Genomic DNA, 25765 nt, shown 5'->3' with positions numbered 1-25765 from the left:
TCGGGTTGACCACATGACTTACACCAACCTGCGCAGATGTGCAGGTTTTTTTTTGCCCATCAGCCATTCTGTAACAGTAACCGATAATTTACACAACTCGTTGCATTTCCCTTCATTCCTTTGCGTTTTCTTGCTGGCGAAGCGGCCAGCGTCGGACCACAATCAAGATCCCAGAGGTATTGATTGGTGAGATTATTCGGTACGCTCTTCGTACCTGTCTCTTGCACCAACCTGCGCGGATGCGCAGGTTTTTTTTCGTACTGACTTTCTGTGTCGCTCCCATTGCCCTAATCGTGTAATCTGCCACCATTATTTAACCGAATCCTCGGCAAAGGGAGTTGAAATGCTATTTGGATTTTTCCGCAGCTTGTGCCGTGTGCTCTATCGGGTACGCGTCACGGGCGATATGAAGGCACTGCACGGAGAGCGGGTATTAATCACGCCGAACCATGTTTCGTTTATTGACGGCATCCTGCTGGCGCTGTTCTTGCCGGTGCGCCCGGTCTTTGCGGTGTATACCTCGATTAGCCAGCAGTGGTATATGCGCTGGTTAACCTCGCTGATTGATTTCGTGCCTCTCGATCCCACCAAACCGATGGCCATCAAACATCTGGTGCGACTGATTGAGCAGGGACGTCCGGTGGTGATCTTCCCTGAAGGGCGTATCTCGGTGAGCGGTTCGCTGATGAAGATCTACGACGGTGCCGGATTCGTCGCGGCGAAATCCGGCGCCACGCTGGTGCCGGTACGTATTGAAGGCGCGGAACTTACCCATTTCAGCCGCCTGAAAGGGCTGGTCAAACGTCGTTTTTTCCCGCGCATTCAGCTTCATATCCTGCCGCCAACCCAGTTGCCGATGCCGGACGCGCCGCGTGCGCGCGATCGCCGCAGAATCGCTGGCGAAATGCTGCATCAAAAAATGATGGAAGCGCGGATGGCGGTGCGTCCGCGTGAAACCCTGTACGAATCGCTGCTGGCGGCAAAATACCGCTATGGCGCGGGCAAAAAGTGTATTGAAGACATCAACTTCAAGCCGGACAGCTACCGGCAACTGCTCATCAAAACGCTGTTTGTCGGGCGTATTCTGGAAAAATACAGCGCGGAGGGCGAAAGGATCGGCCTGATGCTGCCGAACGCCGCCATCAGCGCGGCGGTGATTTTCGGCGCGGTGTCGCGTCGCCGTGTTCCGGCGATGATGAACTACACGGCGGGTGTTAAAGGGCTAAGCAGCGCGATTGCCGCCGCAGAGATTAAAACCATTTTCACCTCCCGCCAGTTCCTCGATAAAGGCAAACTCTGGCACCTGCCGGAGCAGTTGACTCAGGTGCGCTGGGTTTATCTGGAAGACCTGAAAGCGGATGTCACCCCCGCCGACAAGGTGTGGATTTTCGCCCACCTGCTGATGCCGCGTCTGGCGCAGGTGAAACAGCAACCGGAAGAGGCGGCGGTGATCCTTTTCACCTCCGGGTCTGAGGGCCACCCAAAGGGCGTGGTCCATAGCCACAAAAGCCTGCTGGCTAACGTTGAGCAGATCAAAACCATCGCGGATTTTACCGCTAACGACCGCTTTATGTCGGCGCTGCCGCTGTTTCACTCGTTCGGTCTGACCGTGGGGCTGTTCACGCCGCTGCTGACTGGCGCGGAAGTGTTCCTTTATCCCAGTCCGTTGCATTACCGTATTGTGCCGGAGCTGGTTTACGACCGGAACTGTACGGTGCTGTTTGGCACCTCGACGTTTCTTGGCAACTATGCGCGCTTTGCGAACCCGTATGATTTTTATCGCCTGCGCTACGTGGTGGCCGGCGCGGAGAAACTGCAGGAGAGCACGAAGCAGCTCTGGCAGGATAAGTTTGGTCTGCGCATCCTTGAGGGTTACGGCGTGACGGAATGCGCGCCGGTGGTTTCTATTAACGTACCGATGGCGGCGAAACCGGGCACCGTGGGGCGGATCCTGCCGGGAATGGACGCGCGCCTGCTTGCGGTGCCTGGCATTGACGACGGCGGACGGCTACAGCTGAAAGGACCGAATATCATGAACGGTTATCTGCGGGTGGAAAAACCGGGCGTGCTCGAGGTGCCGACAGCGGAAAATGCGCAGGGAGAACTGGAGCGCGGCTGGTACGACACCGGCGATATTGTGCGTTTTGACGAACAGGGGTTTGTGCAGATTCAGGGGCGCGCGAAGCGCTTTGCCAAAATTGCGGGCGAAATGGTGTCGCTGGAGATGGTCGAACAGGTGGCGTTGGGCGTTTCACCGGAGAAAATGCACGCCACGGCAATCAAGAGCGACGCCAGCAAAGGCGAAGCGCTGGTGCTCTTTACTACCGACAGCGAACTGACCCGCGACAAACTCCAGCAGTACGCCCGGGCGCACGGCGTTCCGGAACTGGCGGTGCCGCGCGACATCCGCTATCTGAAACAAATGCCGCTGTTGGGAAGCGGTAAGCCGGATTTTGTTACGCTGAAAAGCTGGGTCGATGAAGCGGAACAACAACATGGGTGAGTCAGTGCATACTAACACCTCGATTTGGTCGAAAGGGATGATGTCGGTTATTGCCGCGCAGTTTCTCTCTGCGTTTGGCGATAACGCGCTGTTGTTTGCCACACTGGCGCTGCTGAAAGCGCAGTTTTATCCGGACTGGAGTCAGCCGATCCTGCAAATGGTGTTTGTGGGTGCTTACATTCTGTTTGCGCCCTTTGTCGGGCAGGTAGCTGACAGCTTCGCCAAAGGTCGGGTGATGATGTTCGCCAACGGCCTGAAACTGCTGGGAGCGGCAAGTATTTGTTTCGGCTTCAACCCGTTTATCGGTTATACGCTGGTGGGGATTGGCGCGGCGGCCTATTCACCTGCGAAATATGGCATTCTTGGCGAACTGACTACCGGCGATAAGCTGGTGAAGGCCAATGGCTTAATGGAAGCCTCTACTATTGCCGCGATCCTGCTCGGTTCGGTGGCGGGCGGCGTGCTGGCTGACTGGCATGTGATCGCCGCGCTGGTCGCCTGCGCGCTGGCCTACGCCGGGGCGGTCGTGGCAAACCTGTTCATTCCAAAGCTGGCGGCTGCGCGTCCCGGACAGTCCTGGCATCTGGCGAAAATGACCCGCAGTTTTTTCTGCGCCTGCGCGTCGCTGTGGCGCAATGGCGAAACGCGTTTTTCCCTCGTTGGCACCAGCCTGTTCTGGGGCGCTGGCGTAACGCTGCGTTTTCTGCTGGTGCTGTGGGTGCCGGTCGCGCTGGGGATCGCCGATAACGCCACGCCAACCTACCTGAATGCGATGGTTGCCATCGGTATCGTGGCGGGGGCTGGCGCAGCGGCCAGGCTGGTCACCCTGGAAACCGTCGCGCGCTGCATGCCTGCGGGGATCCTGATCGGCGTGGTCGTACTGATTTTCTCTCTGCAACACGCGCTGCTTCCGGCTTATGGACTGCTGATGCTGATCGGCATTCTGGGCGGTTTTTTTGTGGTGCCGCTGAACGCTCTGCTGCAGGAGCGCGGTAAACGAAGCGTCGGCGCGGGCAACGCCATTGCGGTGCAGAACCTCGGGGAAAACAGCGCGATGCTGCTGATGCTGGGGTTGTACTCACTGGCGGTGTGGGTTGGGATCCCGGTCGTTGCCGTCGGCATTGGGTTTGGCGGTCTGTTCGCACTGGCGATTGCCGCGCTGTGGATTTGGCAGCGTCGCCAGGCGTCATCGCGCTAAAGATCGCGGCTGTGTTTAATCCTGCCTACTTCGTCCCTGTAGGCAGGATAAGCGTCACGCCGCCGGGCGCTAATCGTCACGGTGCCGGATAGGTATAAACCTGATGCACCGCTTCGATCTCCGTCAGCACCTCTTCACTTAATTCCAGATGCAGGCTTTCAACATTGGCTTGTAGCTGTTCCATCGTGGTGGCGCCCAGCAGGGTGCTGGCGACAAACGGTTGACGGCGAACGAATGCCAACGCCATTTGCGCCGGATCCAGACCATGACGTTTCGCGATATCCACATAGGCCGCCACGGCTTTTTCGGTCTGCGCGCCGCTGTAGCGGGTAAAGCGGCTGAATAAGGTATTGCGCGCGCCAGCAGGTTTTGCGCCGTTCAGATACTTACCTGTCAGGGTGCCAAAGGCGAGGCAGGAATAGGCCAACAGCTCGACACCTTCATACTGGCTCACCTCCGCCAGGCCGACTTCAAAGCTGCGGTTAACCAGACTGTACGGGTTCTGAATGGTGACGATGCGCGGCAGGTCGTGTTTATCCGCGAGATGAAGATAGCGCATCACGCCGAAAGCGGTTTCGTTGGAAACGCCGATATAGCGAATCTTTCCGGCGCGCTGAAATTCGGCCAGCGCATCCAACGTATCCAGCAGCGAGACCACTGGCGCCGTGTCCGTCCAACTGTAGCCGAGCTTGCCGAAGCAGTTGGTCTGACGCTGGGGCCAGTGTACCTGGTACAGATCCAGATAATCGGTCTGCAGCCGCTTCAGGCTGTCGTGCAGCGCTTCACGAATGTTCTTGCGGTCCAGCGCCTGGTTTGGCCGAATGCCGCTGTCGTTATTGCGCGCCGGACCGCTGACTTTCGAGGCGATAATCAGCTTTTCGCGGCAGCCCTGTTTCGCCAGCCAGTTGCCAACGTAGGTTTCGGTGAGTCCCTGGGTTTCCGGTCGCGGCGGGACCGGGTACATCTCGGCCACGTCGATCAGGTTAATGCCATTCGCGACGGCATAGTTGAGCTGTGCATGTGCATCGGCTTCGCTATTTTGTTCACCAAACGTCATTGTGCCCAGCCCCAGAGTACTGACTTCAAGTGAGCTGTGGGGTATACGGTGATAGTGCATAGCCGTTTCCTTTTTATAATCACGACATAAGGATGATAAAAATGGCTGAGGGAAGGGAAAAAGGGAAGAAAAATTGTTAAGGCCAGCGTGAATGCTGACCTCAACCATCAACGCTCAATGATTTGAGAAACGTCGTCGCGGTTAATTTGCATGGCGTTACCCTGCTGATCGTGGTAGCTCACCAGACCGGTATCATCGTCTATTTCCGGTTTTCCGTCGGTCAGGATCATACGTCCATCTTTGGTCGCCATGACATAGTCGCTACTGCAGCCGGAAACGGCAAAAGCCAGTCCTACGGCGGAAATTACTACTGCCCATTTTTTCATCCATTTATCCTCACGTGGCATTCGTCTGATAATAGTCTAGTAATAACGTGAAGTTATGCTCAGGGAAAGCAGTAAAATCTTAATCTGTGAAAGGACGGAGAAGGCATTCGCTCCCCGTAGGGAGCGAAAGGGAGGATCAAAGCGGGTTCTTTTTGTTTCGCAGCAGGTTCAGGCTCTCTACCGCGATAGAGAAGAACATGGCGAAATAGATGTAGCCCTTCGGTACATGAACGTCGAAACTTTCCAGAATAAGCGTAAAGCCAACCAGGATAAGGAACGACAGCGCGAGCATCTTCACGGATGGGTGTCTGTCGACAAACTCGCCGATGGGACGCGCGGCAAACATCATCACGCCTACGGCTATCACCACCGCCGCCATCATGATGAACAGATGATCGGACAACCCTACCGCCGTGATCACCGAATCCAGACTGAAGATGATATCCAGCAGCATAATCTGCACGATCGCCCCCAGAAAAGAGGAGACGCGGGTTTTCAGCCCTTCTTCTTCACCTTCAATGGATTCGTGGATCTCCTTGCTCGCTTTCCAGATCAGGAACAGACCGCCGAGCAGCAGAATGAGATCGCGTGCGGAGATTTCCTCGCCAAAAACCTCAAACAGCGGATTCGTCAGGCGTGTCACCCAGGCAATGGAAGCCAGCAGCGCCAGACGCATGATCATCGCCGCGGCGAGACCGAGGCGTCGGGCATGCGCACGCTGCGCGGTAGGAAGTTTTGCAACGACCAGAGAGAGAAAAATAATATTATCGATCCCGAGCACGATCTCCAGCAGCGTCAGCGTACCGAGCGCGAGCCAGGCGTTGGGATCGGTTATCCATGCAAATAACATTGAGCAAAGTCCTGCCAAAAAAAGAAGCGGTAATTATATGCCTCTACCACGACAGGCGAAAGTCTAACGCAGCTGTAACAAAAAATGGCGTTCCAGCAGGGCGCGAGTGAAGTTCTTTTTCAGATAGAAACCGCGTGGCAACGTCAGGATTGGCTGGCCCTGCGCGCCAATGGCTTCGGTCAGCGCTTTGGCGTTGGCGGCCTTGGGGCGCAATTGTAAAAATTCGCCATGCCGGGCGGTAATTCGTTCCACCTGGCCTAATACAATCATATCCATCAGCTCTTCCCAGTCGAGACGCAACTGGCGCTCCTCGTCCGGGTTCGGACTCCACAGCACAGGGGAGCCGACACGCCGCAGGGAGAGCGGGATGGCGCGGTCGCCCTCTACCGGGATCCACAACACCCGCTTCAGTTTATGCCGCACATGGCTGGTTTCCCACGTAACGCCGCTATTGCCGGTGAGCGGGGCGACACAGACGAAGGTGGTCTCAAGGGGGCGTCCCTGACTGTCCACAGGAATCGTTTTCAGTTCCACACCTAAAGCCGCGAAATCCTGCTCAGGTTTACTGCCCGCGCTGGCTCCCAGCCACAGCTCCAGTAAAACGCCAATCCAGCCTTTATCGCGTTTGAGATCTTTTGGCGTTGTCATCCCGGCAAGCGCGGCCAGTTCACCCAGCGTATAGCCTGAAATCTGCTGCGCCTGCTGGAGTAGCAGCGCTTCTGATTCCGGTGGAAAACGTAACGGCTGGAGAGCGGACATAGCGAGATACCTTAGGTGAAAAAATAGACAACGGATTTATACCGCAGAAAAGAAGTTTATCGTTTTCCGCCCCTTCTGTTCAATCCTATGATTTAACGTGCTTTTTAGATGACAGAGCGGGGAGTTGCGCAACATGAAAACCGGTTTTCCAATTCTGGTCACTGAAAATAAACAGGATCTTACACCATGTTATCCACAGAAAGATGGGATAACTGTGAAAAACCGCGACTACTGTTTCCATTTACAGCCTTGACGTGCGGGGAAAATCGAATTTTCACACAAATTGTGTTTAACTTATTGGCACAATCTGTGGATAAAACCGACGCTGTTCGATCTTTCATCAGCCCGAGGATCGTTGGTGTGATGGCCGTCACTTTTTTATCGGGGAACCGGTAAATAAGTGAAGTAACCGCATGAATAACCGCATTTATTTTTCTACCCCGTCAGGGCGTTTATTCAGACTGTTCTGGGTTTTCCCGGAGTAATTCCATACTTTTTCACAACTCTATCCACAGAAAAGGTGAATAAGATCGGTCAAAAATGCCAGTTTCTGTTTATAACTTCGTTCTTAACTGTGAGTTATTCAATTGTTATTAGATACGCAGGTCGCTAACACAATGGTTTACCGCCTGTCAGGAGTGTGAAACAATCATTCATATATAAGGTTTACGTTGAGGTAGTCCGGTGATTGATGACGATGGCTACCGCCCAAATGTAGGTATCGTAATTTGTAATCGTCAGGGGCAAGTCATGTGGGCCCGGCGATTTGGTCAGCACTCCTGGCAATTCCCGCAAGGCGGAATCAACCCTGGAGAATCAGCAGAACAGGCGATGTACCGGGAACTGTTTGAAGAAGTTGGGTTAAGCCGTAAAGATGTGCGGATCCTGGCTTCGACTCGCAACTGGTTGCGTTACAAGTTACCGAAACGTTTGGTGCGTTGGGACACAAAGCCGGTTTGTATCGGCCAGAAGCAAAAGTGGTTTCTTTTGCAGTTGATGAGCGCGGACGCGGAAATCAACATGCAAACCAGCAGTACACCTGAGTTCGATGGCTGGCGTTGGGTAAGCTACTGGTACCCGGTTCGGCAAGTGGTTTCATTCAAACGTGATGTTTACCGCAGGGTGATGAAAGAGTTCGCAAGTGTCGTGATGGCGCTTCAGGAAGCGACGCCGAAGCCGCAAAGCGCGCCTGCTTATCGACGTAAAAGAGGTTAAGCCACGCAAATTATGCTCACCCGCCTGCGCGAAATAGTCGAAAAGGTGGCCAGTGCTCCACGTCTGAATGAAGCGTTGAACATCCTGGTCACCGACATCTGTCTGGCGATGGATACTGAGGTCTGTTCGGTCTACCTGGCCGATCACGATCGACGTTGTTATTACCTCATGGCGACGCGGGGGCTAAAAAAACCGCGAGGTCGCACGGTTGCGCTCGCCTTCGATGAAGGGATCGTCGGCCTGGTAGGCAGGCTGGCGGAGCCGATCAACCTTGCCGATGCGCAAAAACACCCCAGTTTCAAGTACATTCCCTCAGTTAAAGAAGAGCGCTTTCGCGCGTTTCTTGGCGTGCCGATCATCCAGCGGCGACAACTGCTGGGCGTGCTGGTGGTTCAGCAGCGCGAGCTGCGCCAGTACGACGAAAGCGAAGAATCATTCCTCGTCACGCTCGCCACCCAGATGGCGGCCATTCTTTCACAGTCTCAGCTCACTGCGCTGTTCGGTCAGTACCGTCAGACGCGCATCCGCGCGCTGCCCGCCTCGCCAGGTATTGCCATTGCCGAAGGCTGGCAGGACGCAACGCTGCCGCTGATGGAGCAGGTGTATCAGGCTTCCACTCTGGATCCGGCGCTAGAGCGCGAGCGTCTGACCGGCGCGCTCGAAGAAGCGGCGAACGAATTTCGCCGTTACAGTAAACGCTATGCGGCTGGCGCGCAAAAAGAGACGGCGGCGATATTTGATCTCTATTCGCACCTGCTCTCTGATGCCCGGCTGCGGCGGGAGCTGTTCGCCGAAGTCGATAAAGGCGCGGTGGCGGAATGGGCGGTCAAAACGATCATCGAGAAGTTTGCCGAACAGTTTGCGGCGCTGAGTGACAATTATTTAAAAGAGCGTGCGGGCGATCTGCGCGCGCTCGGCCAGCGCTTGTTGTTCCATCTTGATGACGCCATCCAGGGGCCAAACGCCTGGCCGGAGCGCTTTATTCTGGTTGCCGATGAGCTTTCCGCCGCGACGCTTGCGGAGCTGCCGCAGGACAGACTGGCTGGCGTTGTGGTTCGTGACGGCGCCGCCAACTCACATGCGGCGATTATGGTTCGCGCGCTGGGGATCCCGACCGTCATGGGGGCCGATATTCAGCCTTCGGTACTGCATCGGCGCACGCTGGTGGTGGACGGCTATCGTGGCGAACTACTGGTTGATCCTGAACCGGTATTAATCCAGGAATATCAGCGACTTGTCAGCGAGGAGATCGCGCTCAGCCGTCTGGCGGAAGATGATGTCAACCAGCCTGCGCAGTTGAAAAGCGGCGAACGGGTTAAGGTGATGCTGAACGCCGGTCTGAGTCCGGAGCATGAAGAAAAACTCGGTAGTCGCATTGACGGTATTGGCCTGTACCGCACCGAAATACCCTTCATGCTGCAAAGCGGCTTTCCGTCTGAAGAGGAGCAGGTCGCGCAGTATCAGGGCATGCTGCAAATGTTTAACGACAAGCCGGTCACGCTGCGCACGCTGGACGTCGGGGCGGACAAACAGCTGCCGTATATGCCGATCAGCGAAGAGAACCCGTGTCTTGGCTGGCGGGGGATCCGCATTACGCTCGATCAGCCGGAGATCTTCCTGATCCAGGTGCGTGCGATGCTCCGCGCCAACGCGGCAACGGGCAACCTGAGCATTTTGCTGCCGATGGTCACCAGCATTGATGAAGTGGATGAAGCGCGGCGGTTGATCGATCGCGCCGGGCGCGAAGTGGAAGAGATGATCGGTTACGCGATCCCTAAACCGCGGATCGGCATCATGCTTGAAGTGCCGTCAATGGTGTTTATGCTGCCGCATCTTGCCAGTCGCATCGACTTTATCTCGGTTGGCACGAACGATCTGACCCAGTACATTCTGGCGGTAGATCGCAATAACACGCGCGTCGCCAGTATTTATGACAGCCTGCATCCAGGCATGCTGCGCGCGCTGGCAATGATCGTGCAGGAAGCGGAGCGAAGCGGCATTGATCTGCGCCTGTGCGGTGAAATGGCCGGGGATCCCATGTGCGTACCGATCCTGATTGGTCTTGGGTTCCGCCATCTTTCGATGAACGGCCGTTCGGTAGCGCGAGTGAAATACCTGCTTCGCCATATCGATTTCGAAGACGCGAAGGTGCTCGCCCGGCGCAGTCTGGAGGCGCAGCTGGCGACGGAGGTCCGGCATCAGGTCGCAGCCTTTATGGAGCGGCGTGGGGTCGGCGGTTTGATCCGCGGCGGACTGTGATTACGCAACTGTTTCCAGTGCGTTTGTCCGTTGCCTGACAGAACTTTTACAACCCGACGCAACTGCCGCGCGCCCCTTATGCTATTATTCGCACCTTCGGAGCGCCTGTAACCTGCGGGCGTGCATCTCGCGCGCTGACTTATTTCAGCAAAATTACAAGAACTTGTGGTGACAGATGACCAGTAGCTATCTGCATTTTCCGGAATTCGATCCGGTCATTTTCTCAATTGGACCCGTCGCGCTTCACTGGTACGGCTTAATGTATCTGGTGGGGTTCATTTTTGCGATGTGGCTGGCGACGCGGCGTGCCAACCGCCCGGGCAGCGGCTGGACCAGGAATGAAGTCGAAAATTTACTCTATGCAGGCTTCCTCGGGGTATTCCTCGGCGGACGTATTGGCTACGTGCTGTTCTATAACTTCCCGTTGTTTCTGGAAAATCCCCTGTATCTGTTCCGCGTCTGGGACGGCGGCATGTCCTTCCACGGCGGCCTGATCGGCGTGATTCTGGTGATGATCATTTTTGCCAGACGCACAAAGCGTAACTTCTTCCAGGTTTCTGATTTTATCGCGCCGTTGATCCCGTTTGGCCTGGGCGCGGGCCGTCTGGGCAACTTTATCAACGGCGAACTGTGGGGGCGTGTGGACCCTGATTTCTCTTACGCCATGCTGTTCCCTGGCTCGCGTACCGAGGATATTCTGCTGCTGCAAACGCATCCGCAGTGGCAGTCCATTTTTGACACCTACGGCGTCCTGCCTCGCCACGCTTCCCAGCTCTATGAAATGGTGCTGGAAGGGATAGTCCTGTTTATCATTCTTAACCTGTTTATTCGTAAACCGCGACCGATGGGCTCCGTATCCGGATTGTTTTTGATTGGTTACGGCGCGTTTCGTATCATCGTGGAATTCTTCCGCCAGCCGGATGCGCAGTTTACCGGCGAATGGGTACAGTACATCAGCATGGGGCAGATCCTCTCAATTCCGATGATTGTCGCTGGTGTGATCATGATGGTTTGGGCTTACCGCCGCAGCCCGCAGCAACACGTTTCCTGAGGAACCATGAAACAGTATTTAGAACTGATGCAAAAAGTGCTGGATGAAGGCACACAGAAAAACGACCGCACCGGAACCGGAACGCTTTCCATTTTTGGTCATCAGATGCGTTTTAACCTGCAGGAAGGATTCCCGCTGGTGACGACAAAGCGTTGCCATCTGCGCTCGATCATTCATGAACTGCTGTGGTTCCTGCAGGGTGACACCAACGTCGCTTATCTGCATGAAAATAATGTCTCCATCTGGGATGAATGGGCGGATGAAAATGGCGATCTCGGTCCGGTTTACGGCAAGCAGTGGCGTGCCTGGCCGACGCCTGACGGCCGTCATATCGACCAGATCACCACGGTGATGAATCAGCTGAAAAACGACCCCGATTCGCGCCGTATCATCGTTTCTGCCTGGAATGTCGGCGAACTGGATAAAATGGCGCTGGCGCCCTGCCATGCGTTCTTCCAGTTCTATGTGGCGGACGGCAAGCTCTCCTGCCAGCTTTATCAACGTTCTTGCGACGTGTTCCTCGGCCTGCCTTTCAACATCGCCAGCTACGCCCTGCTGGTGCATATGATGGCGCAACAGTGCGACCTGGAGGTGGGCGATTTCGTCTGGACCGGTGGCGACACCCACCTGTACAGCAACCATATGGAGCAAACGCACTTGCAGTTAAGCCGTGAACCGCGCGCGCTACCGAAACTGGTGATCAAGCGTAAGCCGGCATCGATCTTCGACTATCGCTTTGAAGACTTTGATATTGAGGGCTACGATCCGCATCCCGGCATCAAAGCGCCCGTGGCTATCTGACCCTTGCTATCCTGTCATGACCGACGCCACAGTGCGTCGGTTTTTTTATCCTGATACCGTTCTTTCGGCGCGGATTCCAACGATTCTGCAATCTGCTGCAACGCCGTAAATATTCTTCGTAACGCGCCGAATAATCCGCGTTCTCCCCTCGTTTTTATTTTTCGTCTGGCCATACTGCCGCTATGAAAAAACAGCAGGGTTATACGCTCATCGAAATGCTGGTCGCGATGCTTATTATCGTCAGTCTGAGTGCAACGGGACTGTATGGCTGGCAACGCTGGCAGCAACAGCAGCGCTTATGGCAGACCGCCTGCGAACTGCGGGATTATTTGCTTCAACTGCGTGAAGATGCCAACTGGCATAACCGCGACCATACCATTGCCGTCATCAGGGAGGAGGAAAGAGAGTGTCTTGTCAGTTCGCTTGCCCAACAAACGACCTGTCTGCCACGTTCCGCGTTGGTTTTTACGCCGCGTTGGCACGACATCGCCATCGCGGAGATCACGCCGTCGCTGGCCTTCTTTGGCCTGCGCAACACTGCCTGGGCAGGACATATCCGCCTGAAAAACCCGGCGGGCGAATGGCGTCTGGTTGTGTCGCCGTGGGGGCGCATTCGTCTGTGCGAGCGCGACAACACCGAGGCCTGCCGATGAACGAACGCGGATTTTCATTGCTCGAAGTTTTAATCGCGATGGCCATCGGTAGTGTACTGCTGTTGGGTGCCGCCCGCTTTTTGCCCGCGTTACAGCGCGACATTTTACAGCATACCCGAAGGCTTTCGCTGGAAGACGACGTGTGGCAGCGGGTGTACACCGTCGCGAAGCATCTTCAGCGAGCCGGGTATTGTTATGGTAGCTGCAAGGGAAAAGGGTTGTTTATTGCCCAACAGGGGCAATGCGTGATCGCGCAGTGGGATGCCAACGGTAACGGTATCTGGGAGCGCGAGCCGTTAAAAGACGCCGAACAGATTGGGTTTCGTCTTAGCGGTAGCGCACTGGAAACATTGCGGGGGGCAAGAAGCTGTACCGACAAAGGTTGGGATAAAATGACCGATCCAGACACCGTTCAGATCACCGGGTTTGTGGTTGAACGGCAAGACACTGCTGGTTTTGCGCCCGAACTGACCCTACGGTTGCGCGGCGAGAGCCGGGCCCGTCCGCGGATGGCGATTGACGTGTTGTATAGCGTGACGGGATTTAATCTGTGAACCGTGAGCGAGGCGTCTCTTCTCTTGCACTGGTACTGTTGCTGTTGGTGCTTGGGAGCCTGCTGTTGCAAGGGCTAAACCAGCAGCAAACGCATTTTTCCCGGCGCGTGGCGCTGGAAAGCCAGGCCTTACAGCGTCAGGCGCTGGTGCAGTCAGCCATAGAATGGGGCAGAATGCAGCATTGGGGCACAGGCGCTGAAAAACAGTGTCGGTATTATGCGGCGGAAAGGGTTCCCGTCTGCCTGCGTCAGATCGATGGAAAACGCGCGCTGCTTATTGCAAGCTGGCAGGGGACATCATTATGGCGACAGGCGGAACAGCGCGAAGAAAGCGTCGTGCTTTCTCCGTCTGGCTGGAGCGATTTTTGCCCGCTGCGCGAGGTTGCGCTATGCCAGCTTCCCTGAGCCGCCAGCGTGGTTTTAGCCTGCCTGACGTGCTGTTAGCCATGCTGTTGATGGTCATGGTGGTCACCGCGCTTTCCGGGTATCAGCGTGCGCTAATGAACAGTTTTGTCGTGAACGGCCAGTATCTGCAACAGTGGCGACTCGCCTGGCGACAAACGCAACTGCGGCCATTATCGCCACCTGATAACTGGCGGGTTAACCGGATGCAGACAACGCAGGCCGGATGTGTCAGCATCAGCGTTCAGCTGGTTTCACCGCTGGGCAGACAGGGCGCGATGACTCGTCTGCACTGCCCTAATCGTTAGTTGTCAGGAGTCTCTATGTTAAGGGTCTACCACTCAAACCGTCTGGATGTGCTGGAAGCGTTGATGGAGTTTATCGTCGAGCGCGAGCGGCTGGACGATCCGTTCGAGCCAGAAATGATACTGGTGCAGAGCACCGGTATGGCGCAGTGGTTACAAATGACCCTTTCGCAGAAGTTTGGCATCGCCGCCAATATCGAGTTTCCTCTGCCGGCGAGTTTTATCTGGGACATGTTTGTTCGCGTGTTGCCGGAAATTCCTAAAGAGAGCGCATTTAGCAAACAGAGCATGAGCTGGAAACTTATGACGCTGTTGCCACAGCTTCTGGAGCAAGACGACTTCGCGTTGCTGCGCCACTATCTGACGGACGATAGTGACAAACGCAAACTGTTCCAGCTTTCTTCACGCGCGGCGGATCTGTTCGACCAGTACCTGGTTTACCGTCCTGACTGGCTGACGCAGTGGGAAACAGGGCGCAGGATTGAGGGGCTGGGCGAGGCTCAACGTTGGCAGGCGCCGCTGTGGAAGGCGCTGGTGGAATACACCGCGGAGTTAGGACAACCGCGCTGGCACCGCGCTAACCTTTACCAGCGTTTCATTCAGACTCTTAACAGCGCCAGTTCCTGTCCGCCCGGGCTGCCTTCTCGGGTGTTTATCTGCGGAATTTCCGCGCTACCGCCCGTCTATTTGCAGGCGCTGCAGGCCCTCGGTAAACATATCGACATTCATTTGCTTTTTACCAATCCCTGCCGTTATTACTGGGGTGATATTAAAGATCCGGCCTGGCTGGCAAAGCTGCTGGCGCGTCAACGGCGGCACAGCTTCGAAGAGCGCCATTTACCGTTGTTTCGTGATAATGCGAAAGCCGAAAGCTTATTTAACCGCGACGGAGAACAGGACGTTGGCAATCCAATGTTGGCGTCATGGGGGAAGCTGGGACGAGATTACATTTACCTGCTCTCCGAACTGGAAAACAGCCAGGAGCTGGATGCGTTCGTCGACGTCACGCCGGATAACCTGCTGCACGCTATTCAGGCCGATATCCTTGAGCTGGAGAACCGCGCGGTAGCGGGCGTGAATCTGGAAGAATATTCGCGCAGCGACAGTAAGCGTCGGCTTGACCCGAACGATACCAGCGTTACTTTTCACGTTTGTCATAGTCCGCAGCGAGAAGTGGAAGTGCTTCACGATCGCCTGCTGGCAATGCTTGAGGCCGATCCCTCGCTGACTCCGCGCGATATTATCGTGATGGTGGCGGATATCGACAGCTATAGCCCGTTTATTCAGGCGGTATTTGGCAGCGCGCCGCCTGAGCGTTATCTGCCCTATGCCATTTCGGATCGCCGCGCCCGCCAGTCTCACCCGGTTTTGCAGGCGTTTATCAGTCTGCTGTCACTGCCTGACAGCCGCTTTGTTTCTGAAGATGTGCTGGCTTTACTGGATGTGCCGGTGCTGGCGGCGCGTTTTAATATCAGTGAAGAAGGGCTGCGCTATCTGCGGTTGTGGGTTAACGAATCAGGCATCCGTTGGGGGATTGATGACGATAACGTACGGGAGCTGGCGCTTCCGGCGACGGGGCAGCACACCTGGCGATTTGGCCTGACGCGAATGCTGCTCGGCTACGCGATGGAAAGCGCGCAGGGCGAATGGCAGTCCGTCCTGCCGTATGACGAATCCAGCGGGCTGATCGCGGAACTGGTTGGGCATCTTGCGTCTCTGCTGATGCAGCTCAACATCTGGCGACGTGGACTGGCGCAGGAGCGGCCTCTGGAGGAGTGGTTACCCGTTTGCCGGGACATGCTCAACGATTTTTTCCAGCCGGACAGCGAAACGGAAGCCGCCATGACGCTCATAGAGCAGCAGTGGCAGACGATTATTGCCGAAGGAATAGGCGCGGAATATGGCGATGCGGTACCGCTTTCGCTACTGCGTGATGAATTGGCGCAGCGACTGGATCAGGAGCGAATCAGTCAGCGATTCCTGGCCGGCCCGGTGAATATCTGTACCCTGATGCCGATGCGGTCCATCCCGTTCAAAGTGGTTTGTTTGCTGGGAATGAACGACGGCATTTACCCACGCCAGCTGCCCCCGCTTGGTTTCGACCTGATGAGCCAGAAGCCAATGCGTGGCGATCGCAGTCGTCGGGATGATGACCGCTACTTATTCCTGGAAGCATTAATTTCTGCCCAACAGACGTTGTATATCAGCTACATCGGGCGCTCCATTCAGGATAACAGTGAACGCTTTCCTTCGGTACTGGTGCAGGAACTGCTCGACTATATCGGACAAAGCCATTATTTGCCGGGCGACGAGGCGCTGACCTGCGATGAAAGCGAGGCGCGGGTGAAAGCACATATTGCCTGTCTGCATACGCGAATGCCGTTTGACGCGCAGAACTTCCAGCCTGGCGAGTTGCAGAGCTACGCCAGCGAGTGGTTGCCAGCGGCCAGCCGTAGCGGAAAGGCCCATAGCGATTTTGTCCAGCCGCTGGAATTTTCGATGCCGGATACGTTGAATCTCGACACGCTTCAGCGTTTCTGGGCGCATCCGGTACGGGCGTTTTTCCAGATGCGATTGCGGGTTAATTTTCGCGCTGAGGAGAGTGATATTCCGGACACGGAGCCTTTTACTCTGGAAGGTTTAAGCCGTTATCAGCTCAACCAGCAGTTGCTGAACGCGCTGGTCGAGCAGGGCGATGCGGAAAGCCTGTTCCGTCGTTTCCGCGCGGCGGGCGATCTGCCTTACGGGGCGTTTGGCGAAATTCTCTGGGAAGCTCAGCATCAGGAAATGCAGACGCTGGCCGACAAAATTATTGCCTGTCGCCAGCCGAGTCAGAGTCTGGAAATCGATCTCGACTGTCACGGCGTCCAGTTGACCGGCTGGCTGCCGCAGGTGCAGGAGGACGGCCTGTTACGCTGGCGGCCTTCCCTAATCAGCGTTTCGCAGGGCGTGCAACTTTGGCTCGAACACCTTGTCTATTGTGCCTGCGGGGGAAAAGGCGAAAGTCGGCTGTTTTTGCGAAAAGACGGCGAATGGCGCTTCCCGCCGTTAGAAAAAGAGCAGGCGTTAGGCTACCTTGCGCAACTGATTGAAGGCTATCGCGAAGGGATGTCCGCGCCGCTTCTGGTTCTGCCGGAAAGCGGCGGCGCGTGGATAAAAGCCTGTTACGACGCGGCAAATGATGCCATGTTAGAGGACGACGACACGCGCCAGAAGGCCCGCACGAAGTTTTTGCAGGCTTACGAAGGGAATATGGTCGTGCGTGGCGAAGGCGATGATATCTGGTATCAGCGCCTGTGGCGGCAGCTGGAGCCAGACACGCTTGAGATGATACTCGCGCAGTCGCAACGTTACCTGCTTCCGCTTTTCAGATTTAATCAGTCGTCATGATTGTATAAAAATTGCGCAATTTAAAGGCTTCCTTTAAGATGCGTTGCCCTGCCCGGAGTCGCACACGGCGTGTCTTTGCGCAGAAAGAAAGTTAATGATGAGGTTTTTGAATGCCCCGCAGCACCTGGTTCAAAGCGTTACTGTTGTTCGTCGCCTTTTGGGCGCCCTTAAGTCAGGCAGACACCGGTTGGCAACCCATAGCGGAAACTATCCGGAAAAGCGACAAAGATACCCGTCAGTATCAGGCCGTGCGTCTGGATAATGACATGGTGGTTTTGCTGGTATCCGATCCGCAGGCGGTAAAATCCCTCTCTGCGCTGGTGGTACCCGTTGGTTCGCTTGAAGATCCGGAGGCGCATCAGGGGCTGGCGCACTATCTTGAGCATATGTGTCTGATGGGATCGAAAAAATACCCTCAGGCCGACAGCCTTGCTGAATATCTCAAACTGCACGGCGGCAGCCATAACGCCAGCACCGCGCCGTATCGCACCGCTTTTTATCTGGAAGTCGAAAACGACGCTCTGGCCGGAGCCGTTGATCGATTGTCAGACGCCGTCGCACAACCGCTTCTGGATAAAAAATATGCGGATCGTGAACGCAACGCGGTGAACGCAGAGTTGACGATGGCGCGTACCCGTGACGGGATGCGAATGGCGCAGGTCAGCGCAGAAACCATCAACCCTGCGCACCCGGGCTCACGCTTTTCCGGTGGAAACCTGGAAACCCTGAGCGATAAACCCGGAAACCCGGTGCAACAGGCGCTGGTCGACTTCCATAAAAAATATTACTCCGCCAACCTCATGAAAGCGGTGATATACAGCAATAAGCCGCTGCCGGAGCTGGCGAAGATGGCTGCTGAAACCTATGGTCGGGTGCCGAATAAAAACATCGAAAAACCGGCTATCACCGTCCCGGTGGTCACCGACGCGCAAAAAGGGATTATCATCCACTACGTTCCCGCGCTGCCGCGAAAAGTGCTGCGCGTCGAGTTTCGCATCGACAATAACAGCGCGCAGTTTCGCAGCAAAACGGACGAACTGATCGCATATTTGATCGGTAACCGTACGCCAGGCACGCTTTCTGACTGGCTACAAAAGCAGGGACTGGTGGAAGGTATTCGCGCGGACTCCGATCCGGTAGTGAATGGCAACAGCGGCGTGCTGGCAATTTCGGCCACGTTGACCGACAAAGGGCTGGCCCAACGCGAAGAGGTTGTCGCCGCTATTTTCAGTTACCTCAATCTGCTGCGTGAAAAGGGAATTGATAAGCGCTACTTTGACGAACTGGCGCATGTACTTGACCTCGACTTCCGTTATCCGTCAATTACCCGCGATATGGACTACGTCGAGTGGCTGGCGGATACCATGATCCGCGTACCGGTGGCGCATACTCTCGACGCCGTAAACATTGCCGATCGTTACGACGCCAAAGCGATAAATGCGCGTCTTGGCATGATGACGCCGCAAAATGCGCGTATCTGGTACATCAGCCCGAAAGAGCCGCACAATAAAACCGCTTACTTTGTCGATGCGCCGTATCAGGTTGATAAAATCAGCGAGCAGACGTTTGCTGCATGGCAGAAAAAAGCGCAGGGCATTACCCTGTCGCTGCCGGAGCTTAACCCCTATATTCCTGACGATTTCACCCTGACTAAACCGCAAAAGTCATACACCCGCCCGGCGCTGATTGTCGATGAGCCGGCGCTGCGTGTGGTTTACGCGCCAAGCCAGCACTTTGCCAGCGAACCCAGGGCGGACGTCAGCGTCATTTTGCGCAACCCTAAAGCGATGGACAGCGCCAGAAATCAGGTGATGTTTGCCCTGAATGATTATCTGGCGGGGATCGCGCTCGATCAGTTAAGCAACCAGGCCTCCGTCGGCGGGATCGGCTTTTCCACGAACGCGAATAATGGTCTGATGCTGAATGCCGACGGTTATACGCAGCGCTTGCCGCAGCTTTTCAAGGCGCTGCTTGAAGGGTATTTCACCTATAGCGCGACGGAAGAACAGCTGGAACAGGCGAAATCCTGGTACAGCCAGATGATGGATTCCGCTGAGAAAGGTAAAGCTTACGAGCAAGCCATCATGCCGGTGCAGATGATCTCGCAGGTGCCTTATTTCACCCGCGATGAGCGTCGCGCGCTGCTGCCGTCAATCACGCTGAAAGAGGTGATGGAGTATCGTGAGGCGTTAAAAACCGGCGCGCGTCCTGAGTTCCTGGCCATCGGCAACATGAGCGAGGCGCAGGTGACGTCAATGGCGCGCGATATCCAGAAACAGCTGGGCGCGAACGGCTCAGAGTGGTGTCGTAATAAAGATGTGGTGGTCGATAAAAAGCAGTCCGTGATTTTTGAAAAAGCGGGCAGCAGTACAGACTCCGCACTGGCGGCGGTCTTTGTGCCCACGGGCTACGACGAGTATGCCAGCTCAGCCTACAGTGCGATGCTCGGTCAGATTGTGCAGCCGTGGTTTTACCATCAGCTTCGTACTGAAGAACAACTGGGTTATGCGGTATTCGCTTTCCCGATGAGCGTAGGGCGTCAATGGGGGATGGGCTTCCTCCTGCAAAGCAGCGACAAACAACCTAAGTATTTGTGGGAGCGTTATAAAGCGTTTTTCCCAACGGCGGAAGCAAAACTACGGGCAATGAAGCCGGAAGAGTTTGTGCAGATCCAGCAGGCGATCATTGCGCAAATGGTGCAGGCGCCGCAGACGCTGGGTGAAGAAGCATCGAAAATCAGCAAAGATTTCGATCGCGGCAATATGCGTTTCGATTCGCGTGATAAAATCGTCGCCCAGATAAAACTGCTGACGCCACAGAAGCTCGCGGATTTCTTCCATCAGGCGGTGGTCGCGCCGCAAGGCATGGCGATACTGTCGCAAATTTCCGGTGGTCAGAGCGGGAAGGCGGGTTACGCCCGCCCGGAAGGCTGGAAAGTGTGGGATAACGTCAGCGCGTTGCAGCAAACTTTGCCCCTGATGAGTGATAAGAATGAATGATGTTGCCGAGTCCCTTGATCCCCTGCGCTTGCCCCTTACGGGCGAGCGCCTGATTGAAGCCTCGGCGGGGACCGGCAAAACCTTTACCATCGCAGCGCTTTATTTGCGCCTGTTGCTCGGTCTCGGCGGTACAGCCGCCTTTCCTCGTCCGCTCACCGTGGAAGAACTCCTGGTGGTGACCTTCACCGAGGCCGCCACCGAAGAACTCCGCGGTCGTATTCGCAGCAATATTCATGAGCTGCGTATCGCCTGCCTGCGCAAGTCCACCGATAACCCGCTTTATGCCAGTCTGCTGGATGAGATCGCCGATACCGAACAGGCGGCCCAGTGGCTGCTGCTGGCTGAGCGGCAGATGGACGAGGCGGCGGTGTTTACTATCCATGGTTTTTGTCAGCGCATGCTGAGCCTGAATGCCTTTGAGTCCGGCATGCTGTTTGAACAGCAATTGATTGAGGACGAATCCCTGCTGCGCTATCAGGCGTGCGCGGATTTCTGGCGTCGCCACTGCTACCCCTTACCGCGTGAAATCGCTCAGGTGGTATTTGAGATCTGGAAAGGTCCTAAGTCGCTGCTTGCCGATATCAATCGCTATTTGCAGGGGGAAGCGCCGGTCATTAAAGCGCCGCCGCCCGATGACGAAACGCTGGCCTCCCGTCATGACGCCATCGTCGGACGGATCAACGCGCTCAAGCAAAAGTGGTGTGAATCAGTCGATCAACTGGAGGGGCTGCTGGAATCCTCTGGCATTGACCGGCGCAAATTTAATCGTGGTAATCAGGGAAAATGGATCGAAAAGATCAGCGCCTGGGCGCAGGAAGAGACCCTGAGCTACCAGCTCCCGGACGCGCTGGAGAAATTTTCGCAGCGTTTTTTGCAGGAACGGACCAAAGCGGGCGGCGTCGTGCCGGAACATCCGCTGTTTGTCGCCATTGATGAACTGCTGGCGGAGCCTCTGACCATCCGGGATTTGGTGATCACGCGCGCGCTGGTGGAAATTCGTGAAACGGTTGCCCGCGAAAAGCGCCGCCGCGGCGAACTCGGGTTTGATGACATGCTCAGCAGGCTGGACGCTGCGCTGCGCAGTGAGAGCGGCGATGCGTTGGCGGCCGCCATTCGTACCCGTTTTCCGGTCGCGATGATCGACGAATTCCAGGACACCGATCCCCAGCAATACCGAATTTTCCGCCGTATCTGGCAGCGGCAGCCGGAGACGGCGCTGTTACTGATCGGCGACCCGAAGCAGGCGATATATGCATTTCGCGGCGCGGACATCTTCACGTATATGAAAGCGCGTAGCGAAGTGAATGCGCACTATACGCTCGATACCAACTGGCGTTCCGCGCCAGGAATGGTCAACAGTGTTAACCGACTGTTCGGCCAGATGGACGATGCCTTCATGTTTCGTGAGATTCCGTTCCAGCCAGTTAAGTCAGCCGAAAAAAACCAGTCGCTGCGCTTTGAGTTTCGTGGTGAAGCACAGCCCGCGATGACGATGTGGCTGATGGACGGGGAAGGCTGCGGCGTGGGGGATTACCAGAGCTACATGGCGCAGGTCTGCGCTGCGCAAATCCGCGACTGGCTGGAAGCCGGGCAGCGTGGCGACGCTCTGCTCATCCGCGGTGAGCGCGCGCAAGCGGTGAGCGCGTCCGATATCAGCGTACTGGTCAGAAGCCGCCAGGAAGCCGCGCTGGTGCGCGATGCCCTGACCCTGCTTGCCATTCCTTCTGTCTATCTATCCAACCGCGACAGCGTGTTCGACACGCTGGAAGCCCAGGAGATGCTCTGGGTGCTGCAGGCGGTCATGAACCCGGAGCGGGAAAATACCTTACGTAGCGCGTTAGCTACTTCGATGATGGGACTGAACGCCCGTGATATCGAAACGCTTAATCAAAGCGAAAGCGCCTGGGATCGGGTGGTGGAAGAGTTTGTCGGTTATCGTCAGATCTGGCAGAAGCGCGGCGTCATGCCGATGCTGCGCGCGCTGATGTCGGCGCGTCATATCGCGGAAAACCTGCTGGCAACGGCGGGGGGCGAACGTCGCCTGACCGATATCCTGCACATCAGCGAGCTATTGCAGGAGGCGGCGTCGCAGCTGGAGAGCGAACATGCGCTGGTACGCTGGCTTTCTCAACATATTCTTGAGCCGGACAATAATGCCGCCAGCCAGCAGATGCGTCTGGAAAGCGATAAGCATCTGGTGCAAATCGTCACCATTCATAAATCGAAAGGGCTGGAATACCCGCTGGTGTGGCTGCCGTTTATCACCCACTTTCGCGTTCAGGATCAGGCGTTTTACCATGACCGTCAGTCCTTTGAAGCGGTACTGGATCTCAGCCATGCGGAAGAGAGCATTGCGCTGGCCGAAGCCGAGCGGCTGGCGGAAGATCTGCGGTTGCTTTACGTGGCGCTGACCCGTTCCGTCTGGCACTGTAGCCTGGGCGTTGCGCCTCTGGTGCGCCGCCGGGGCGACAAAAAAGGCGATACCGATGTGCATCTGAGCGCGCTTGGCCGTCTGCTGCAAAAAGGCGAGCCGAAAGATGCCGCCGGGCTTCGCGCCGCGATTGAAGCGCTGTGCGATGAGCATATTCATTGCCGGACCCCGGACGTGATCCGTCCTGAGTCACTGCCAGCCTTCGCGGAAAACGAGGCGGCGCTGAGTGTTCGTCATGTGCTGCGTACCCCCGGCGATAGCTGGCGTGTGACCAGTTATTCCGGCCTGCAGCAGCGCGGACACGGCATCGCTCAGGATCTTATGCCGCGACTGGATATCGATGCCGCAGGCGTCGGCGAGGTGGTGGACGCCCCTGAACTGACGCCGCACCAGTTTCCGCGCGGCGCGTCGCCGGGCACGTTCCTGCACAGCCTGTTTGAAGATCTCGACTTTACCCAGCCGGTTGATCCCGTCTGGGTACGGGAAAAGCTTGAATTGGGCGGCTATGAGGCGCACTGGGAACCGACGCTTACCCAGTGGATCGCGGCGATTTTACGCACGCCCCTCAATGAAACGGGCGTCAGCCTGAACCAGCTTTCGGCGCGTGAAAAACAGGTCGAGATGGAGTTTTATCTGCCGATCGGCAAGCCGCTGGTCGCTGCGGAACTTGATGCGCTTATTCGTCAATATGATCCGCTCTCGGCGGGCTGTCCGCCGCTGGATTTCACGCAGGTTCGTGGGATGCTGAAAGGCTTTATCGACCTGGTGTTTCGTCATCAAGGCCGCTATTACCTGCTGGACTATAAGTCAAACTGGCTGGGCGACAATAGCCAGGCCTACACGCCGGAAGCGATGGCGGCGGCAATGCAGGCACACCGCTACGATTTACAGTATCAGCTTTATACCCTGGCGCTGCATCGCTACCTGCGACATCGCATTGCGGATTATGACTATACGCGCCACGTTGGCGGCGTGATTTATCTGTTTTTACGCGGAGTGGACAGCGAACAGCCGCAGCAGGGGATTTTCACTACCCGCCCTGACAGCGAGCTGATTACCCGCATGGATGAGATGTTTGCGGGTGTGACAGAGGAGGAGACGCGATGACGTTACAGGAGCGACTGCTCGACGCTGTGGAACAAAAACAGCTTCGCCCGCTGGACGCGCAGTTTGCGCTGGCGGTAACTGGCGAGAATGAGCCTGCCGTGACGCTGGCGGCGGCGCTGTTGAGTCGGGACGCCGGAGAGGGGCACGTCTGTTTACCGCTTGCGCGCCTGACGCAGAAGGATGATCTGCCACCGGTGCTGGCCGCCTGCCTGAGTGAGATCGGCGAGCCAGCAGACTGGCGTGAATGTCTGCTGGCCTCCAGCGCGGTCAGCCGCGGCGAGCGTCCCTCACCGATGATTCTCTACGGCGATCGTTTGTATCTGAATCGCATGTGGTGTAACGAACGGACGGTAGCGCGGTTCTTTAGTGAAGTAAATCAGCCCATTGCGGTGGATGAAGCCCTGTTGTCGCAAACGCTGGAAGCGCTATTTCCGGACGCTGATGACATTAACTGGCAAAAAGTGGCGGCGGCGGTCGCGCTGACCCGACGGATTTCGGTGATTTCCGGCGGGCCGGGGACGGGAAAAACCACAACCGTGGCGCGACTGCTGGCGGCGTTAATTCAACTGGCGGACGGCGAGCGATGCCGCATCCGGCTGGCGGCGCCGACGGGCAAAGCGGCAGCGCGGCTGACCGAATCATTAGGCAAGGCCCTGCGCCAGCTTCCGCTGACAGACGAACAGAAAAAACGCATTCCTGAAGAGGCCAGCACGCTGCACCGGCTGTTGGGCGCCCAACCGGGCAGTCAGCGCTTGCGCCATCACGCGGGTAACCCGTTGCATCTGGACGTGCTGGTGGTTGATGAAGCGTCCATGATTGACCTGCCGATGATGTCGCGCCTGATTGACGCGTTGCCGCCGCATGGGCGGGTGATTTTCCTCGGCGATCGCGACCAACTGGCGTCGGTAGAAGCAGGGGCGGTGCTCGGTGATATCTGCGCGTATGTGAACGCGGGTTATACGCCGGAGCGGGCGCAACAGTTGACCCGCCTGACCGGTATGCCCGTCCCGGCAGGTACCGGTACTGAAGCCGCTTCCCTGCGGGACAGCCTGTGTCTGTTGCAAAAAAGCTATCGCTTTGGCAGCCATTCCGGCATTGGCCAACTGGCGGCGGCGATCAACCGGGGCGATAAGGCGGCGATAAACACCGTCTTTCAGCAGGATTTTGCAGATATTGAGAAACGGATATTGCAGAGCGGGGAAGACTACAGCGCTATGCTTGATGACGCGCTGCGCGGCTACGGACGCTATCTGCAACTGCTTTCACAGCGTGCGGAACCAGACGCAATCATTGAGGCTTTCAATGAATTCCAGTTGCTCTGCGCGCTCCGTGAAGGGCCGTTTGGCGTCAGCGGACTGAATGAACGTCTTGAGCAGGCTATGCAGCAGAAGCGGAAAATTCGCCGTCTGCCGCATTCCCGTTGGTATGAAGGGCGGCCGGTTATGATTGCCCGCAACGACAGCGCGCTGGGGCTGTTTAACGGCGATATCGGCATTGCGCTTGAGCGCGGGGACGGCTTACGGGTTTGGTTCGCGATGCCGGACGGCAGCATCAAAGACATACAGCCCAGCCGCCTGCCGGAGCATGAAACAACGTGGGCAATGACGGTGCATAAATCGCAGGGATCGGAGTTCGACCATGCGGCGCTGGTGTTGCCCACCCAGCGCTCGCCGGTGGTGACCCGCGAACTGGTGTACACTGCTGTAACCCGCGCGCGCCAGCGGCTGTCGCTGTATGCCGATGAGCGCATTCTGAGCAGCGCGGTGGCCACCCGCACCGAACGCCGAAGCGGTTTGTCCGCGTTGTTCAATGGCGAAGGCTAACTGTCTGGCCGGAGAAGCGGTTG

18 protein-coding genes are annotated in these 25765 nt (G+C 56.5%); 14 read left to right on the top strand and 4 right to left on the bottom strand.

Annotated elements, in window-relative coordinates:
• Positions 1–343: 343 nt before the first annotated feature.
• Positions 344–2503, top strand: coding sequence for a bifunctional acyl-ACP--phospholipid O-acyltransferase/long-chain-fatty-acid--ACP ligase (gene aas, locus CSE01S_RS12655; RefSeq protein ID WP_042288931.1), 2160 nt, complete (start codon positions 344–346; stop codon positions 2501–2503).
• Positions 2496–3701, top strand: coding sequence for a lysophospholipid transporter LplT (lplT, locus tag CSE01S_RS12650; protein ID WP_042288927.1), 1206 nt, complete (start codon positions 2496–2498; stop codon positions 3699–3701). Before aas ends, lplT begins: the two co-directional genes overlap by 8 nt.
• A gap of 76 nt (positions 3702–3777) precedes the next feature.
• Here the strand turns inward: lplT and CSE01S_RS12645 are convergent, their stop codons facing one another.
• From CSE01S_RS12645 to mutH, 4 genes are all read right to left on the bottom strand, one after another.
• The gene (locus tag CSE01S_RS12645) at positions 3778–4818 is read right to left on the bottom strand and encodes an NADP(H)-dependent aldo-keto reductase (RefSeq protein ID WP_042288925.1); all 1041 of its coding nucleotides are present in this window, start codon (positions 4816–4818) and stop codon (positions 3778–3780) included.
• Between the two features lie 107 nt (positions 4819–4925).
• Complete coding sequence (ygdR, locus tag CSE01S_RS12640) at positions 4926–5144, bottom strand: lipoprotein YgdR (protein ID WP_042288923.1); 219 nt, start codon at positions 5142–5144, stop codon at positions 4926–4928.
• Positions 5145–5280: 136 nt separating this feature from the next.
• Entirely contained in the window at positions 5281–5994 is a 714-nt protein-coding gene (locus CSE01S_RS12635; protein WP_042288921.1) for a TerC family protein, read from the bottom strand.
• Between the two features lie 63 nt (positions 5995–6057).
• Complete coding sequence (gene mutH, locus CSE01S_RS12630; RefSeq protein WP_042288920.1) at positions 6058–6753, bottom strand: DNA mismatch repair endonuclease MutH; 696 nt, start codon at positions 6751–6753, stop codon at positions 6058–6060.
• Between the two features lie 684 nt (positions 6754–7437).
• On the opposite strand from mutH, the gene rppH reads away from it, so the two are divergent.
• The 12 genes from rppH to recD all read left to right on the top strand — a co-directional run bounded on the left by rppH (position 7438) and on the right by recD (position 25742).
• Positions 7438–7968: an RNA pyrophosphohydrolase gene (gene rppH / locus CSE01S_RS12620; RefSeq protein ID WP_042288915.1), complete on the top strand. Its 531-nt coding sequence runs from the start codon at positions 7438–7440 to the stop codon at positions 7966–7968.
• Positions 7969–7980: 12 nt separating this feature from the next.
• Positions 7981–10227, top strand: coding sequence for a phosphoenolpyruvate--protein phosphotransferase (gene ptsP / locus CSE01S_RS12615; RefSeq protein ID WP_042288913.1), 2247 nt, complete (start codon positions 7981–7983; stop codon positions 10225–10227).
• A gap of 175 nt (positions 10228–10402) precedes the next feature.
• Complete coding sequence (gene lgt, locus CSE01S_RS12610) at positions 10403–11278, top strand: prolipoprotein diacylglyceryl transferase (protein WP_042288910.1); 876 nt, start codon at positions 10403–10405, stop codon at positions 11276–11278.
• 6 nt (positions 11279–11284) lie between these two features.
• Complete coding sequence (gene thyA / locus CSE01S_RS12605) at positions 11285–12079, top strand: thymidylate synthase (protein ID WP_042288907.1); 795 nt, start codon at positions 11285–11287, stop codon at positions 12077–12079.
• Positions 12080–12261: 182 nt separating this feature from the next.
• Positions 12262–12732: a prepilin peptidase-dependent protein gene (locus CSE01S_RS12600; RefSeq protein ID WP_042288904.1), complete on the top strand. Its 471-nt coding sequence runs from the start codon at positions 12262–12264 to the stop codon at positions 12730–12732.
• Entirely contained in the window at positions 12723–13286 is a 564-nt protein-coding gene (locus CSE01S_RS12595) for a prepilin peptidase-dependent protein (protein WP_042289061.1), read from the top strand. Before CSE01S_RS12600 ends, CSE01S_RS12595 begins: the two co-directional genes overlap by 10 nt.
• Entirely contained in the window at positions 13283–13690 is a 408-nt protein-coding gene (locus tag CSE01S_RS12590; protein WP_042288902.1) for a DUF2509 family protein, read from the top strand. Before CSE01S_RS12595 ends, CSE01S_RS12590 begins: the two co-directional genes overlap by 4 nt.
• Complete coding sequence (locus CSE01S_RS12585) at positions 13675–13995, top strand: prepilin-type N-terminal cleavage/methylation domain-containing protein (RefSeq protein ID WP_042288899.1); 321 nt, start codon at positions 13675–13677, stop codon at positions 13993–13995. The genes CSE01S_RS12590 and CSE01S_RS12585 overlap by 16 nt, the downstream gene beginning before the upstream one ends.
• A 15-nt stretch (positions 13996–14010) precedes the next feature.
• Positions 14011–17382: an exodeoxyribonuclease V subunit gamma gene (gene recC / locus CSE01S_RS12580; protein WP_042288896.1), complete on the top strand. Its 3372-nt coding sequence runs from the start codon at positions 14011–14013 to the stop codon at positions 17380–17382.
• Between the two features lie 110 nt (positions 17383–17492).
• Positions 17493–20381: a pitrilysin gene (gene ptrA / locus CSE01S_RS12575; protein ID WP_042288893.1), complete on the top strand. Its 2889-nt coding sequence runs from the start codon at positions 17493–17495 to the stop codon at positions 20379–20381.
• On the top strand, positions 20374–23919 hold the full coding sequence (gene recB / locus CSE01S_RS12570) for an exodeoxyribonuclease V subunit beta (RefSeq protein WP_042288891.1): 3546 nt from the start codon (positions 20374–20376) through the stop codon (positions 23917–23919). Before ptrA ends, recB begins: the two co-directional genes overlap by 8 nt.
• Entirely contained in the window at positions 23916–25742 is a 1827-nt protein-coding gene (gene recD, locus CSE01S_RS12565; protein WP_042288889.1) for an exodeoxyribonuclease V subunit alpha, read from the top strand. Before recB ends, recD begins: the two co-directional genes overlap by 4 nt.
• Positions 25743–25765: the final 23 nt, after the last annotated feature.

It is taken from the genome of Citrobacter sedlakii NBRC 105722 (assembly GCF_000759835.1).
GTDB classification, from domain to species: Bacteria; Pseudomonadota; Gammaproteobacteria; order Enterobacterales; family Enterobacteriaceae; genus Citrobacter_A; species Citrobacter_A sedlakii.
The sequence above is the reverse complement of the archived record's forward strand: the minus strand, read 5'-3'. Positions and strand labels throughout refer to the sequence as shown.